The following is a 15,576-nucleotide window of genomic DNA, read 5'->3' as shown; positions in this document are numbered from 1 at the left end:
ATCAAAAACACAAGATAATTGAAATTTCAAATAATACTATAAGCAAATTTTGGTAAAATATCTGCTTTTGCATAAAAGGGATATTTAATGAAACGAGTTATATATGCTTTGCTTTTGATAGTTTTTTTTGTAGGATGTGCGGATAAAAAACCACCAATATATACTAAAAGCTACCATGCAACGCTAATTTCACCGATGATTAAGATAAGTGACGTGGCATTTTTGCACGTTCATGATAAATTTTTAAATATGCAAATTTATAGCTTTGGTGTAAATACAGCTGATATTAAAATTTCAAAAAATATCTGTCTAAATCAAAGTTGCTTAAATCAAAGCAAATTTAACGAACGATTTTTTTTAGCAAGACATTATGATGGACTTTTGGCAGAAATTTTAACAGCTAAGCCGATATTTGATAAAGATAGTTTAATAAAAACACAATGCGGATTTAACCAAAATATAAAAAAGAATTTTATAGAATACGAAATTTGTGCTGGTAATATCAAATTTATCGACACAAAAAATAAAATAAAAATAGTTTTAAAAGAGTTGTGATGAGATTTATTGGAGCACATGTAAGTGCGAGTGGTGGTGTAGAAAACGCACCGCTAAATGCAAAAAAAATTGGGGCAAACGCCTTTGCTTTATTTGTAAAAAACCAACGTCAATGGAATGCAAAACCCCTAACATCTGAAAATATTAAATACTTTAAGAAAAACTGCGAGTTAGCGAACATAAAATCAGAGCATATATTGCCACACAATAGTTATTTGATAAATTTAGGACACTACGACGATGAAAAAAGACAGCAGTCGATAAATGCCTTTATAGATGAGATACAGCGTGTTAATGAGCTTGGATTAAAGATGATAAATTTTCATCCAGGTTCGCATCTAAATGCACTAAGTGAGAGCGAGTGTTTGTATTTGATTGTAAAATCACTAGATGAAATCTTAGACAAAACACAAAATGTTAAATTAGTCATTGAAAATACCGCTGGTCAAGGTTCGAATTTAGGTTATAAATTTGAGCATTTAGCTTACATTATCGAAAATGTTAGCGACAAAAATAGAATAGGCATATGCATAGATACTTGCCACGCTTTTGCGGCAGGATATGATCTAAGAAGCAAACAAGCATACAAAAATAGTATGCAAGAATTTGATGCTGTTGTTGGATATGAATATCTTTGTGGTATGCATTTAAACGACGCTAAACACGAGCTTGGCTCTAAAAAAGACCGTCACGAAAGCATTGGTAAGGGGTATTTGGGTATTGATGCATTTAAAAATATTATAAATGATGAGAATATAGGACAAATACCACTTGTTTTAGAGACGATTGATGAGAGTATTTGGGATAAAGAGATTGAAATTTTAAGAAACTTAAAGGAGACAAATGTTTAAAAAGGTTATGTTAGGCACTATTTTAAGTGCATGTATGCTCAATGCTGCTGGATACAAGATACCAGAGCAAAGCAATGATGGTTTAGCACTTGGTGCAAGTAACGTCGCTGTAAATTTTGGTCCAGATGCTGCGTATTATAACCCTGCAAATATGATGTTTATGTATGATTCTAGGCACTATTTTGAAAATACTCTTGCTTGGTTTCACATCCATCCGGTTAAATTTCACACAAATGATGGCAGAGAGTTTAAATCTCAGAAATTTGACACCATGGCTTCGACTTTTCATTTTGTATCGCCAGAGCATTATGAAAATTGGCGTTTTGGCTTGAGTTTGGCGGTACCTGTTGGAGTTGGCATTGGCTGGAGTAGTAAAGATGCGGCATTTAGCGGAAAACGTTTTAAACTAAAAGCAGTCGAGTTAAATCCAACCGTAGCATATAGGATAAATGATAAATTAGCCGTAGCACTAGGTGCTAGAGCGGTTTATACTAAGGGCTTTGTTGCTACTGAGCTTTATGGCAATGGATACCGCCACGTGCATGGAGATGGTATAAATTTTGGCTATAACCTAGCATTGTCTTATAAGCCAACTGATGAGCTTTCGTTTGCTGTTACATATCGTTCAAAAGTTAGTTTAAAGGTTAGTGGCAAAACACGCTCTGATTATAATGGCAAGTCTCAGGCAAATGGCGGCGGTGCAGGAAATGGCAAGATGCTAAAAGGTATGCTTGATTTTTATGGCAAAACGAAGGTAAACATCCCACTACCAGCACAACTTCAGTTAGCAACTGCTTACAAACTACATGATACTACATTTATGTTTGCCTATGAAAGAACATTTTGGTCTTCGTTTAATGGATATGATTTTGAGTATGACAATGCTCCAAAAAATCCTATCTTTTACGGGCTTTATGATAAAAAAATAGAAAAAAACTACCGCGATACAAATACATTTAGATTCGGTATCGCACATGAGCTAAATCCTAAAATACGCCTGATGGCTGGATTTGTTTATGATCAAAAAGCGGCTAAAAATCCATATAGTGTTAGCTTTGATTTGCCTGATACCAAATCATATGCGTATTCAGCTGGTATAAACTATAAATTTAGTGAAAATTTAGAGTTTGCATTTAGTGGCTTGTATCAAGATAGACAAAAAAGCAGTGCAAGTGTGAAGGCTATAAAGGATCAGAAATTCTCAATGCCACCACAACCTACAACTTTAAATGGACATTTTGGTGATGCTAAAATTTGGATATTATCAACAGGGATAAAATATAAATTCTAGGTAAAAATATGGGATATAAATATCAAAACTTGTATGAAAATTTAACTCAAATCGCAAAAGATAAGCCAAATGCCGTAGCTATATATGACGATAAGATAAAGCTTTGTTATGACGAGTTAAAAACAAAAGTGGATAGGGTGGCTGGATATTTAGAGAGTATTGGCATAAGATACGGCGATAAAGTGGCTGTGTTGGTTACAAATTCGCAAGAGTTTATCATAAGCTATTACGCCATAACTGCACTTGGTGCAGTAGCTGTGCCTATAAATACGTTTTTAAAATTTGACGAGATAAGCTATATAGTAAAAGACTGCGAAGCAAAGGTATTGATACTTTCAAGCTCGTATGCTAAAGAGCTTAAGAAGGCAAACCAGCTTGGCATACATCATTTCATATGGGTCAGCGACGTCCCAAATGGTTTTGTCAAATCCGCTCCACTTGATAAGACATATGAAGAAGAGGCTGAGAGCTTGTATTTGGGTGGTGAGTTTAGCGATGATATTAAGCATGTTAGTTTTGCAGAGTTGCTTGAATTTCCAAATGCCATTTCTCACGAGTGTAAGGCAAATTTAGACGATTTGTGTCATATTATTTATACATCAGGCACGACTGGCAAACCAAAAGGTGCAATGATAACATATAAAAATATCTATTCAAATATCGTTGGCGTTTCAAATAGGTTTAAGGCTAGTTCAAAAGATAGATTTGTCGTGTTTTTGCCGATGTTTCACAGCTTTACACTTACTACCATGGTCGTGCTTCCTATGCACGTTGGTGCCTCTGTGATACTTGTAAAATCGGTGTTTCCATTCTCTAATGTTTTAAAACAGACACTATTAAAACGTGCAACAATATTTTTAGGGGTTCCAGCTATCTACACAGCCATAGGAAAGGCTAAAATCCCATGGTATTTTAAATGGTTTAACAAAGTTCGCCTTTTTGTTTGCGGTGCAGCACCATTAGCACAACAAACCATCGATGATTTTACACAAAAATTTCCACGTGCAAAGCTTATAGAAGGCTATGGACTTAGCGAATGCTCTCCGGTTGTGGCTTCAAATTTATTAGAAAAGCAAAAGCTTTTAAGCGTTGGTAAGCCACTTGATGGCTATGAGATAAAAATAGTAAATGATGAGATGATGCAGCTAAGCATTGGCGAGGTCGGTGAGATAATTGTAAAAGGCGATTGTGTTATGAGGGGTTATTATGGTCTTGATAATAGCGATACTATCATAAACGGTTGGCTAAAAACGGGCGATTTAGGTAGGGTTGATGGAGATGGTTTTATCTACATCGTAGATCGCAAAAAAGATTTAATCATCTCAAAGGGTATTAACATCTATCCACGAGAGATAGAAGAGGTAATTTATCAGCGCGAAGAGGTCGAGGCGTGTGCGGTTATTGGCATAAGTGATGAGCATGCTGATGAAGAGGTGGTGGCATTTGTGCAGCTAAAAGAAGGCATGGATATTGAAGAAAAAGAGCTAAGAGCGTATTTGAAAAAATATCTAGCAAATTTCAAAATCCCTAAAAATATATATTTTTCAGAAGAGCTTCCGCGAAACGCAACTGGCAAAGTGCTAAAACGTGTGCTAAAAGAGCAGATTAAGGATAAAATTTAATGCAGTATTTGCTAGAGTTTTTAAACGCGAAAACAGAAAATTCTCAGGTCGAAACGATAATTAACGCAAATGAAAATGAGATTAAAATTTTAAAACATCTTGCAAAATCATATGTGCAAGGCGTTGGGTTGCTTAGTGTTTTTGAAACTCTTAGTTTTGTTTTTGGCACAGAAAACAACAATCATCTAAATTATTTAGCTGATTTAAAATCACTAATAGATAATGGCTGGGTAGTGCAAGGTATAGGACTTTTTAAGCCAGAAAATAAGCCAAATCATGCTACGCTTTTATCGCTTTTGCATACAGAAATTTCATTAAGCCCTAGCTTTTTAAAAATTTTAGAAGATGGAAATTTAGACATGCACTTGCCTGAAATTTCAGCTTATGATGATCATTTGGGTTATTTAAAAGATCAGTTTTTAAGAGTTGAGCTGTATGAGAAAAATTCACTTTTTTTAAGTCAAAGTGAGGCTAACAAGCGTGTTAAATCGCAGATAACAAGACTTGAAAATCATATAAAATCACGTTTAGAGTTAAGCAAAATTTACATAAGTGTAGAGCAAATTTTCAAAGAACATGCACTCAATGAAAAAGAGCAATTGATATTTTTAACGCTTTTAAGACTTGAATATATTAATGATTTTGAAAACTCAAGAGAACTTAACTCGTTAATTGGGTTAGTTAGCGATGATGAATTTGATAGGATGAAAAATAAAACTTTACTTGATGATAGCTCTAAGCTCGTTGAGAGCGGACTTATAGAGTATGATGAGATATATAGTGCATTTTCAACGATAAGTAAAAATTTCTTTATAAATGAGGAAATTTTACAATCCATAATGCATCCAAATAATTCAAAAAATGATAAAAAAATCAAACTTGAAAATGTGGTAAAAGAGCAAGAAATTTTTGAACTAATTGAGCCAACTACGAGCATTGATGATGTTGTGCTAAACGAAAAAACCAAAGAGCTTTTAAACACAATACTTCGCCAAGTAGATAAAAAAGTGCTATCTCGCTTAAATAGTTGGGGTATTAAAAATCGCAAAGGCATAGATGCAAAAGTGATATTTTACGGCGAGGCTGGAACTGGCAAAACAATGAGTGCGGTAAGTCTGGCTAAGAGCCTTAAAAAACAGGTTTTAAGCTTTGATTGTTCTAAAATTTTAAGCAAATATGTTGGCGAGAGTGAGCAAAATGTAAGAAAAATTTTTGATAGCTATAAAGACATATGCAAAAGAACAAAATCAGAGCCAGTTTTGCTATTAAATGAAGCCGATCAGTTTTTAAGCACTCGCATAGGTGGCGGTGGGAGTGTCGATAAGATGCATAATCAAATGCAAAATATATTTTTAGAGCAGATTGAGCGGTTTGAGGGTGTGCTAATAGCTACGACAAATTTTTTAGAAAGTCTTGATAGTGCATTTTCTAGGCGTTTTGACTATAAAATAGAGTTTAAAAAGCCAGATTATAAGTCGCGTTTGGCGATTTGGCGTAAGGTTTTGCCGGAAAATGCTGATTTTGAAGATGGATTTAGTGTAGAAAAACTAGCCGAGCACAATCTAAGCGGTGCACAAATAGTGCTTGTTATGAAAAATACGGCACTAAAAGTGGCTGTTAAAGATGATGCGATATTTTGCATGGATGACTTTAAGGTAAGTATTGAGCGAGAGCTAAGCTCTGCATTTGGCGATGAGAAGCGAGTAGGGCTACTTCGCTAAATTAGTAAATTTATCACTTTAGCTAGACGTTGGATTTTCAAATTTTTAATAAACTTAAACCCAACCCCATTTTTTATTAATTTAAAGAAAACTTGATATAAGTTTTCTTTGTTATTAAACTCACACTTTTTTACTTAATTATCAACATTTAAAAACAAGTATAACAAAAACTATCTCTTTTTATATTTTTATAAACTTACTTAGCACCCATACTTAGTATAACCTTCTTTATATCATTTATGCGAGCATTTACTTCTTAAAAAGTTATGAGCTTAGTGAAGTAAAAAATACTTTATAATTTTATAAAATTTATTAAGAGACTTTAAAAACTTTATATATGTATTTGTTTTTAATTTATAGTATAGCAGTTAAAGAGTGATTTAGTGGATTTTTGGGTTTGTGGGGCTTAAAATTTATATTGTTTTTAAATTTCTAAAAATAAATTTTGTTAAATTTTAAAATGTTTTTACTTCTTTACTTATGAGTGTAAGTAGAAATTTTAATTTAATGACATCTAAATGCTAAAATATCTCAAAATTTAAAAACGAGATTAACAAAGATACTTTTTGTCCTATGTGAAGTTAAAAGGTCGTAGCAAGTGCGGTAAGTGGCAAGTTTTTAACTTTGTATCGCAAATAGATGCTATATTAAAACAAGATGGCAATGTCTATATGGCTTGTGCTATGTAAGTATGGCAAAATGCCGTAAAATTTAACACTTTTTAAATTTTATATTTTTTACAACATACTTTAAGAACAAATTCTATCCACAATATAATAACTTCTTTGCTTTATAGCCTGTGTTGGCAAAACTCCAAATTTGGTTTTAAAAATCTTTGCAAAGTGCGAGAGGTTTGCATATCCTACCATATTTGCGGCTTCACTGACATTTATATCGCCCTTTACTAAAAGCTCTTTGGCGATTTTTAGTCTTTCATCTTGCAGCATTGCGTGTATGGTAGTACCAAAGTGGGCTTTAAATTCCTTCTTTAGCTTAAACTCATTTGTCGCACAAAGATGGGCTAGTTCCTTTATAGTGGGTGGATTTTGTAGATTTTCAAGCATGATATTTTTGGCTTTTATAAGGTATTTCGTGTCACAACTTGTAAAATCCAAATTATTTTGAGCTAAGGTTTTATAAAGAAGCTCTAAAATTTTTGATTCTAAAAAGATCTCTTTTAGTTTTCCAGTATAGTATTTTGCATTATCAATATCATTTAAAATCATATTTTGCGACTGTATTATCTGACTTGAAATAAAGTTAAATTTATCATCCCTGCAAGATAAGCTCTTAAAAATTTCAAACTCTCTCATTAGCTCATCGCTTATCATTATGGCTTTATTTTTATAAATTTTATTGCCTTCATAATGGTTTAATCCATTAAAATCAGCATTTATTTTACCTATCCAAAGCTCGTTTGGTTTTAGATGAAATTTATTTTTATTATGTCCATATGCACTTGCTGTATCGCCTACATTAAAGCATATAAAAGAGTAGCCACTTTCTTCTTGCATATAAAGCGATATATCCTTATTACAAGCACACTCATACTCGCAGTAGCACATATTATGACCTGTGTTAAAAAAGCTTATTTTGTATTTAATGTCCGAGTTTGCAAAAAAAGAAGAGCCAAAATTTTTATCATTTATAGGGGCTACATCTTGCTTAGTTTTACTTAAAAACTCAACTATATCTAAAATTTTAGCCATTTTATCCCTTTTGCGTTAAAAATAATCCTTTTAGCGTTAATTATTATATTGATAACAATTATCTTATTATAGTAAAATGGCGATTAAAATTTATTTAAAAGGAGTGGTTATGAAAAACGCAAAGGTTGTTTTTGCTCTATCTATAGCAACTAGCGTATATCTTTTTGGTGCAAGTGATGTAAAACTAAATGAAGTTATAGTAAGTGCGAATAAAATGGAAGAAAATATAAAAAATGTCGCACAAAGCATTAGCGTGCTAGATGAAGACATCATAGAACAAAGGCGTATAAAAAGCGTAAATGACATCATAAAAGAGGTGCCAAACTTAAACTCATCTGTCTTTATATCAAAAACTCGCGTAAATTTTCGAGGCATTAATCAATCAGATTTTACAAACTCAAATCCAATAACTGTCTATATAGATGGGATTCCACAAAGTAGCACTTATGGCAACTACAACGCATTTTTAACCGATGTAGAAAGAGTTGAAATTCTAAGAGGACCACAAGGGGCATTATATGGCAAGGACTCAATCGGTGGCGTAATAAACATCATCACAAAAGAACCACAAAATGAGTGGAGTGGAAATTTGGGAGCGGAATACGGCTCGTATAACTATCTAAACCTTAGTTCAAACGCAAATGGTGCGATAATAGACGATAAGCTCTTTTTAAATTTAGGCGGAGTTTTAAGCAGTGATGATGGCTGGATAAAAAACGACTATAATGGTGATAAAAAAGCAAATAAAAACAGAAACTATAAATTTAACACAATGCTTACAGCAAAGCCACTCGATAGGCTAACGCTAAGACTAACTCTAAGCGCGGATAAGCAAAAGGATTATTTTTACAAGGGTGGGACAGGATTTTTAGGTAAGATAACAAGAGATCAAGCAAAACATGCAAATTTTGATATGCCTTCATCAACTGATTCAAAGTCATTTGCGCAAACACTTGGACTTGAGTATGAGTTTGACAAGATAAAGCTAACGTCGCTAACAACACACAAAAGCTCGACTGCTAATGGTATGTATGACGCTGATTATGGTGCTGGAAATTTAAACGACGGTTTAACACAATGGCAAAATGTAAAGATAGATACCATCACGCAAGAGTTACGCTTAAACAGCTTGGGCAATGATAGGTTTAAGTGGGTAGCTGGGGTTTATTTCGAAAAAGAAAAAACCGAAAATAAAGCAATGGGACAGGAGTTTTCTATGGGTCCTGGCATGTCAAATGCACAAGATGCACCAGCTAAGTTTGATGCCACGACCATGGCTGTGTTTGCTTTGGCAAATTATGAGATTATAGACGGACTTACACTTAGTGCTGGTGGCAGGTATCAGCAGATCAAAAAAGATATGGATTTAAAAATGCGTTATCAAACGCCAAACCCTGCTTTGGGCATGGCTGATTATGACTATAAAGATGAAGCTAAGTGGCGTAAATTTTTACCAAAACTTGGCGTGGTTTATGCTTTAAATGATGATTTAAGCGTATTTACAAACTACTCTATGGGCTATTTGGCGGGCGGACATAACTACTTCTCAACACAAGATCATCCAAAAAATAAATTCGAACCACAAACAAGCAATAATTATGAGCTTGGAATTCGCGGAAATGCCTTTGATAACGCACTAAGATTTTCATTAAGTGCATTTTATATGGACATAAAAGATATTCACACATACTCAATAGTTCCACCAAATTTATATCTAACTGATAACGGCGGCAAGGCGACTTCAAAAGGCGTAGAGCTTGAGGCACTTTATAGACTAAATAACGAGGTGGACATTAGCGGTTCATTTGCTATTTTAGACACAAAATACAAAGAGTATATCGGAAATGAAATTGCAAAAGGCAAAAAGATACAATACTCACCGAAATACAGCGCAACATTTGGCATAAGCTACGCTCATCCAAGTGGATTTTATGCACGGCTAGATGCAAATGCGAAGGGAGATACGTATTTTGATGCCATGAACTCACAAAAGCAAAAAGCGTGGCTGAGTGCTGATACAAGAATCGGATATAGATTTAAAGACTTTGATATTTATGGCTATGTGACAAATATAACAGATGAAAAATACGTGCAAAGCTATATGGAGCACTCTGGACGATACGGTATGGTGCATTTTAACGACCCTAGAAAATTTGGGCTTGGAGTTAGATACTCATTTTAGGGGTTAATATGCAAGAAAAAGCACTATCTAAGATTATCTTGCCAGTCAGAGCTAAGATAGTATTAGGCATTATCTTATCGGCACTTTCAGCCATATCAAAAGTCCTAGCTTTTTGCCTTTTTGCCCTTATCATCTCAAATTTAGTGCAAAATGAGATAAGGATAGACTTGCTTGTTTTGGCTGGAGTGTTTGTTGTAGCTGAGCTTTTGCTTAGAATGTTTGGCTTTGGTATTTCGCATAAAGCCGCGTTTGAATTAGAGCAAATTTTAAGGGTTAAAATTTCATCAAAGATGGCTAAAATCCCATATGGAGATGTGATAAGCCTAGGCACAGGTGAGCTTAAAAAAATCATGCTAAATGATGTAAAAGAGCTTCACTCATATGTGGCTGATACTACGCCTTATTTTGGTAGCCTTAGCGTATTGCCAGTGGCTAGTATGATCGCACTTTTGTGGCTTGATTATAGGATGTTTTTGGTTAGCATTGGAGTGTTTTTTGTAGGCGGATTTATACTTATGTTTGCCTTTAAAGATAATACAAAATATAGGCAAAAATACGATGACGCAACAGCTTTAATAAACGCTTCGATAATTGAATTTATCCAAGCTATGGCTGTGGTTCGCACGTTTTCAAACACCGATAATAGCTTTAATAAATACGATGAAGCATTAAAAAACTATGCAGACTCGCTTAAAGAGTGGCTTAGCTTTTCTAGCCTTTCATCTAAGTTAGCAATAGCTGTTTTAAGCCCATTGCCGACATATTTTGCACTAAGCGTTGCCGGAGCAATATTTTATCTTAATAACTCACTAATGCTTGGCGATTTTGTAGGCTGTTTGCTCGTTGGCACTGGATTTGTTAGTGTGTTTATGCCACTTATGATGCTTAGAAATTTCATAATGAAATCAAACGCCGCAGCACTTAGCATAATGCAGTTTTTAAATACCAAAGAGCTTTTTATCTCGCCTTTGCCAAAGGTGCCAAATGGCTATGATTTAGAGTTTAAAAATGTAAGTTTTAAATATCCTAACAAAGATGAGTTTGCCTTAAAAAATATAAATTTCAATGTAAAAAACGGTGAAATAATCGCCTTTGTAGGCGAAAGCGGTGCTGGTAAAAGCACGGCAGCTACCTTGATACCAAGATTTTATGATGTAAGTGAGGGTGATATAAAAATAGGTGGTATAAATATCAAAGATATAGCTATGCAAGATCTAAACAATCTCATCTCATTTGTATTTCAAGATGTCTTTTTGTTTAACGAAACGATATATGAAAATATCATAAAATCAAAGCCAAACGCAACAAAAGATGAGGTCATAAACGCTGCAAAAGCGGCAAATATACATGATTTTATCATGGGTCTTGAAAACGGCTATGATAGTGTAATTGGCGAAAGAGGAGCAAATTTAAGTGGCGGAGAAAAGCAACGCATAAGCATAGCAAGAGCCATACTAAAAGATGCTCCCATCATCGTACTTGATGAAGCTACGGCATTTGCCGATGCGTTAAGCGAGGAGCAAATCATCAAAGCTATATCAAATTTGATAAAAAACAAAACAGCCATCATCATCGCTCACCGCCTATCAACGATAGCTTGTGTGGATGAAATTTTTGTCTTTAAAAATGCTAGTATCTGCCAAAATGGCACTCATGATGAGTTAATCACGCAAGATGGTGAGTATAAAAAGCTTTGGCAAACCTATCAAGACGCACAAATTTGGAACATAAGGGGCAAAAATGCAAACTAAATCAATCCTATCTTTATACAAGACATTTTTGCAAATTTCAGCCAACCACGAAAAGGCCTATAAAAAAAGCCTATTTAGTAGCATTTTAGCGATCTTATTTGAGAGTGCGTTTTTGCTCTGTTTTTTTGAGTTTTTTATAGCTTTAACGCAAAATAATCATAAAATTTTAACTATCGTTTTAGCCATTATGAGCGTGGTATTTTTACTTTTTATGGTGTTTAAATTTAAAAGTGCAGACTATGATCATGGTGGTGTGTTTATAGATGTTGGCTATGATTTTCGTAAAAAGCTTGGTAAAAAGCTTACAAATTTACCACTTCAAACGCTAACAAGATATAAAACAGGCGAGTTAAATGCCATGCTTTCAAGTAGCGTTGATGAGGCTGTGATGTTTATGAATATGATACCTTCTATGTTTTTAGAGCCTGTAATCATAGCTATTAGTATATTTTTAGTCTCGCTTTTTTACGCACCTTATCTATCCTTGATAGTTGCCATAGCTTTTCCCATAGCTTTTTGGCTTTATAAGTTAAGGCGAAAACTAGCCATCGCGGAAAAAGATGAGTTTATCAAAGCAAATGCAAAGCTCGAATCTCAAATCATCGAATACATCCAAGGTATCGGCGTTTTACGCTCACTAAATTTAGTCGGAGCAAACTCAAAAAATTTAAACAAAAGCATAGAAAATGTAAAGCTCATACAGCAAAAAGCAGCCAACATAAGTGCCTTGCCAACGATAGCCTTTGGGTTTATAGGCATTGGCGTTATGATGATAGCCTTATGTGTTGGGGTCTATCTAAATCAAGCTGAGCTAGTTGGTGTGGGCGTGGTGATAGCAGTGCTTGTGATAAGTTCAAGCGTGATAGAGCCGATGTCTGTTTTATTGCCCGTTGCGTCGCTCTTTGATCTAATAGACATGGCATTTAAGCATACAAATGAGATACTAAATTTAAAAGAGCTACAAACTAGCAAGCCACACTCAGTTCCTAAGAATTTTGACATAGAGTTTGATGATGTAAGTTTTGCTTATGAAAAATCAAACGCAAACGCTTTAACAAATGTGAGCTTTAAAATCCCGCAAAACTCGCTCACCGCTATCGTAGGAGCTAGTGGGAGTGGTAAAAGCACGATAACTAAGCTTTTGATGAGATATGCAGACTGTGATCAAGGAAGCATAAAAATAGGTGGAATTGATATAAAAAATATCCCACAAAATGATCTTTTTAAACTTCTTTCTGTGGTGTTTCAAGATGTTTATTTGTTTGATGATAGCATAAAAAACAACATCTTAATGGCAAATTTAAACGCCGATGAAAATGCTGTAAAACAAGCTGGTATTAGTGCAAACTGCGATGAGTTTGTATCTAGGCTAAAAGATGGCTATGATAGCGTGGTTGGCGATATGGGTAAAAATTTAAGTGGTGGAGAAAAACAACGCATAAGTATAGCAAGAGCCATACTAAAAGATGCTCCCATCATCATGCTTGATGAGCCAACAGCCGCACTTGATACGCAAAGTGAAGCTGGAGTGCAAAAGGCGATAAATGCCCTTGTCAAGGATCAAACCATACTCATCATCGCTCACCGCCTATCAACGATAATGAAAGCGGATCAAATTTTAGTTTTTGATAAATCAAGGCTCGTTCAAAAAGGCACTCACGATGAACTTATAAAAGATACAACTGGCAAATATTATCAAATGTGGCAATCAACCCAAAGTGCAAAAAGCTGGAAAATATCGAGCAATGATGTATAAAGCTTCGCTTATTTGCACTCTGTGTATCGCTCAGTATATTAGTATCGGCTTTTTTAGCGAGGGGCTTATCGCTATACTTAGGCAAGATGGCATGAGCTTGGAACAAGTTGGACTTTTGAGATTTATGGGATTTAGCCTTGTTTTTGGCTTTTTGTTTGCGCCCTTAATCGATAAAATCGCAAACGGCAGATACAAAAAGATAATCATCGCAGCTCAGTGCTTGGTGGTGGCGATTTTGGCTGTGATTAGCTTTTTGGATATCGGGCAAAACCTAGCTAGTATCATCTTGCTAGCATTAATGATATCATTTATTAGTATGGGTAGCACAGTCGCTTCAAATGCGTTTTTTATGAAAATTTCTGATAGTTTCGGACTAGAAAAGATAAATGCGTCTAAATTTGCAGGCACTATGCTAGGGCATATCGTTGGCAACGGACTTACGCTTATTATTTACGCAAAATTTGGCTGGAATGCCACTGTGTGTTTTTTGGCTGTGATAACGGCGATTTCTGCGATAAATGTATTATTTTATAAAGAAAATACTCAAATTCTAACTAACGAAAGCTTGAAATTTAAAGAGATGATATTATTTTTCAAGGGTAAAAAGGCGTGGCTTAGCGTTTTATTTTTACAGTCAATTGGCATATGCTCAGCCTTTGGACTTTTAAATCCTATGCTTGTTGATATAGGCTGGGAGCTAGAGCTTATCGGTCAAGTCCTTCACATCTATGGTATGGCATTTGGCTTTTTTGGAAGCGTTTTGGCTGGATTTTTGATTGGTAAATTTGGGGCAAAAAATAGCCTTATAATTTTAGTATTTTTTCAAAGTTTTAGCATATTAAGCATTTTATTTATGCTAAATGGTTACACCAAATACTATCAAGTGCTTTTAGTTTGTGCGTTGATGTATAGCGTTTATGTGGCTGGTATGACGATGCTTTCAACTATAATGATGCAAAAATCGCCAAACGCACTAGCTAGTGAGTACTCTATCCAAAGCAGTGCAAATTTGTTTTTTCAGTTTATTGCATTTTACCTTGGCATGGTTTTAGCGAGTTTGTTTGGATACGCTACGGTTGTGGTAGGTTCGTGCGTGTTTTCTCTCATTACTCTTTTTTATTTTGTAAAAATTTATAGATATTTTTAAAAGGAAACATTATGTATAAAATCGATTTTAGTGATGGCATTTCTGAAACTTTGCTTATAAATTTATATATGCGAAGTCTTGATTTTAAAAGCGATGAGCCTATATTAAGTGACGCTTTTTCAGGCGATGTCGTAAGCGGGATTGACTATGATTTTACTAAATTTAACAAAAGCAAGATGAGTAGGGTCGGCATAGTCATAAGGGCTAAATTTTTTGATAATGAGGCCGTGAAATTTTATCTACAAAATGAAAATGTTGTCATCGTGCAAGTTGGCTCTGGGCTTGATACTAGACCGCTTAGGCTTGAGGGGATTTGCAAAAACGCCTATTTTTATGATATAGATTTGCCAGATGTCATTACACTTAGAGAAAATCTCATACCAAAAGCGAAAAATAACTTCTACATAGCCTCATCGATGTTTGAAACGGCTTGGATGGACGAGCTTGCTAGTAAGCACAAGGGGGCTAAGTTTTGTTTTATACTTGAGGGCATTGCGATGTATTTTAATAATGAGATGATGAGCGGATTTTTTAGAAATTTAGGCGAGAGGTTTGATGGGGTGATCATGCTTGATTTTTTAAATAAATTTATGGCAAAACAGATGAGTAAGGGTAGGCATGATGTGATAAAATTTATGAAAAATAAGTTTGATTTTTACGGTATTGATGACATTTCTGAGGCCTTAGCGTGGAGTGATAAGTTATCTCATATAAAAACTGCAAAGATGATGAATATGTATAAAAGTCACTGGGGAGTTGGCGGATTTATTGGGTGTTTTATACCGCAGATAGTAAATGCAAACAAGATGTTTGTATTTGAGCTAAAAAAGAAAAACTTAAATGTTGTAAAATCTTAGTCATACGCAATCCAAACGCAGCATATATCGGCGGTAGAAGCCAGATGAATTTAAAATTTAAAAGCTTTAAAGATGATGAGTGCGAAGTCATAGCTATAAATTTAGGCAAAGGCAAGTATAGCGATAAAATGGGA

12 protein-coding genes are annotated in these 15,576 nt (G+C 34.7%); 11 read left to right on the top strand and 1 reads right to left on the bottom strand.

Features of this window, described 5'->3' with window-relative positions; translation table 11 throughout:
• Positions 1 to 87: 87 nt before the first annotated feature.
• The 6 genes from LQU93_RS05725 to LQU93_RS09940 all read left to right on the top strand — a co-directional run bounded on the left by LQU93_RS05725 (position 88) and on the right by LQU93_RS09940 (position 6,729).
• Entirely contained in the window at positions 88 to 555 is a 468-nt protein-coding gene (locus tag LQU93_RS05725) for a hypothetical protein (RefSeq protein WP_229932928.1), read from the top strand.
• Positions 555 to 1,406, top strand: coding sequence for a deoxyribonuclease IV (gene nfo / locus LQU93_RS05720; RefSeq protein ID WP_229932927.1), 852 nt, complete (start codon positions 555 to 557; stop codon positions 1,404 to 1,406). Before LQU93_RS05725 ends, nfo begins: the two co-directional genes overlap by 1 nt.
• Entirely contained in the window at positions 1,399 to 2,697 is a 1,299-nt protein-coding gene (locus LQU93_RS05715; protein ID WP_229932926.1) for an OmpP1/FadL family transporter, read from the top strand. Before nfo ends, LQU93_RS05715 begins: the two co-directional genes overlap by 8 nt.
• 8 nt (positions 2,698 to 2,705) lie before the next feature.
• The gene (locus LQU93_RS05710; protein ID WP_229932925.1) at positions 2,706 to 4,319 is read left to right on the top strand and encodes a fatty acid--CoA ligase; all 1,614 of its coding nucleotides are present in this window, start codon (positions 2,706 to 2,708) and stop codon (positions 4,317 to 4,319) included.
• Positions 4,319 to 6,040: an ATP-binding protein gene (locus LQU93_RS05705; protein ID WP_229932924.1), complete on the top strand. Its 1,722-nt coding sequence runs from the start codon at positions 4,319 to 4,321 to the stop codon at positions 6,038 to 6,040. Before LQU93_RS05710 ends, LQU93_RS05705 begins: the two co-directional genes overlap by 1 nt.
• A 566-nt stretch (positions 6,041 to 6,606) precedes the next feature.
• On the top strand, positions 6,607 to 6,729 hold the full coding sequence (locus LQU93_RS09940; RefSeq protein ID WP_268250048.1) for a hypothetical protein: 123 nt from the start codon (positions 6,607 to 6,609) through the stop codon (positions 6,727 to 6,729).
• A gap of 60 nt (positions 6,730 to 6,789) precedes the next feature.
• On the opposite strand, the gene LQU93_RS05700 is transcribed toward LQU93_RS09940, so the two are convergent.
• A complete protein-coding gene (locus tag LQU93_RS05700; RefSeq protein ID WP_229932923.1) occupies positions 6,790 to 7,749 on the bottom strand; it encodes a helix-turn-helix transcriptional regulator in 960 nt (319 codons plus the stop codon).
• Positions 7,750 to 7,858: 109 nt separating this feature from the next.
• Here LQU93_RS05700 and LQU93_RS05695 point away from each other — a divergent pair, with 109 nt between their 5' ends.
• Genes LQU93_RS05695 through LQU93_RS05675 form a run of 5 tightly spaced genes read left to right on the top strand, consistent with a single transcriptional unit; the run spans position 7,859 to position 15,442 of the window.
• On the top strand, positions 7,859 to 9,931 hold the full coding sequence (locus LQU93_RS05695; RefSeq protein WP_229932922.1) for a TonB-dependent receptor: 2,073 nt from the start codon (positions 7,859 to 7,861) through the stop codon (positions 9,929 to 9,931).
• A gap of 8 nt (positions 9,932 to 9,939) precedes the next feature.
• Positions 9,940 to 11,682, top strand: coding sequence for an ABC transporter ATP-binding protein (locus LQU93_RS05690; RefSeq protein ID WP_229932921.1), 1,743 nt, complete (start codon positions 9,940 to 9,942; stop codon positions 11,680 to 11,682).
• Positions 11,672 to 13,438, top strand: a complete 1,767-nt coding sequence (locus tag LQU93_RS05685) for an ABC transporter ATP-binding protein (protein ID WP_229932920.1) — start codon at positions 11,672 to 11,674, stop codon at positions 13,436 to 13,438. Before LQU93_RS05690 ends, LQU93_RS05685 begins: the two co-directional genes overlap by 11 nt.
• A complete protein-coding gene (locus LQU93_RS05680; RefSeq protein ID WP_229932919.1) occupies positions 13,431 to 14,585 on the top strand; it encodes an MFS transporter in 1,155 nt (384 codons plus the stop codon). Before LQU93_RS05685 ends, LQU93_RS05680 begins: the two co-directional genes overlap by 8 nt.
• 11 nt (positions 14,586 to 14,596) lie before the next feature.
• Positions 14,597 to 15,442 carry a class I SAM-dependent methyltransferase gene (locus tag LQU93_RS05675; protein WP_229932918.1) on the top strand — a complete coding sequence of 282 codons (846 nt, stop codon included), beginning with the start codon at positions 14,597 to 14,599 and terminating at the stop codon, positions 15,440 to 15,442.
• Positions 15,443 to 15,576: the final 134 nt, after the last annotated feature.

Source organism: Campylobacter majalis, assembly GCF_905120465.1.
GTDB classification, from domain to species: Bacteria; Campylobacterota; Campylobacteria; order Campylobacterales; family Campylobacteraceae; genus Campylobacter_A; species Campylobacter_A majalis.
Note: the sequence above shows the minus strand (reverse complement) of the source record. Positions and strands in the feature narration are given on the sequence as shown.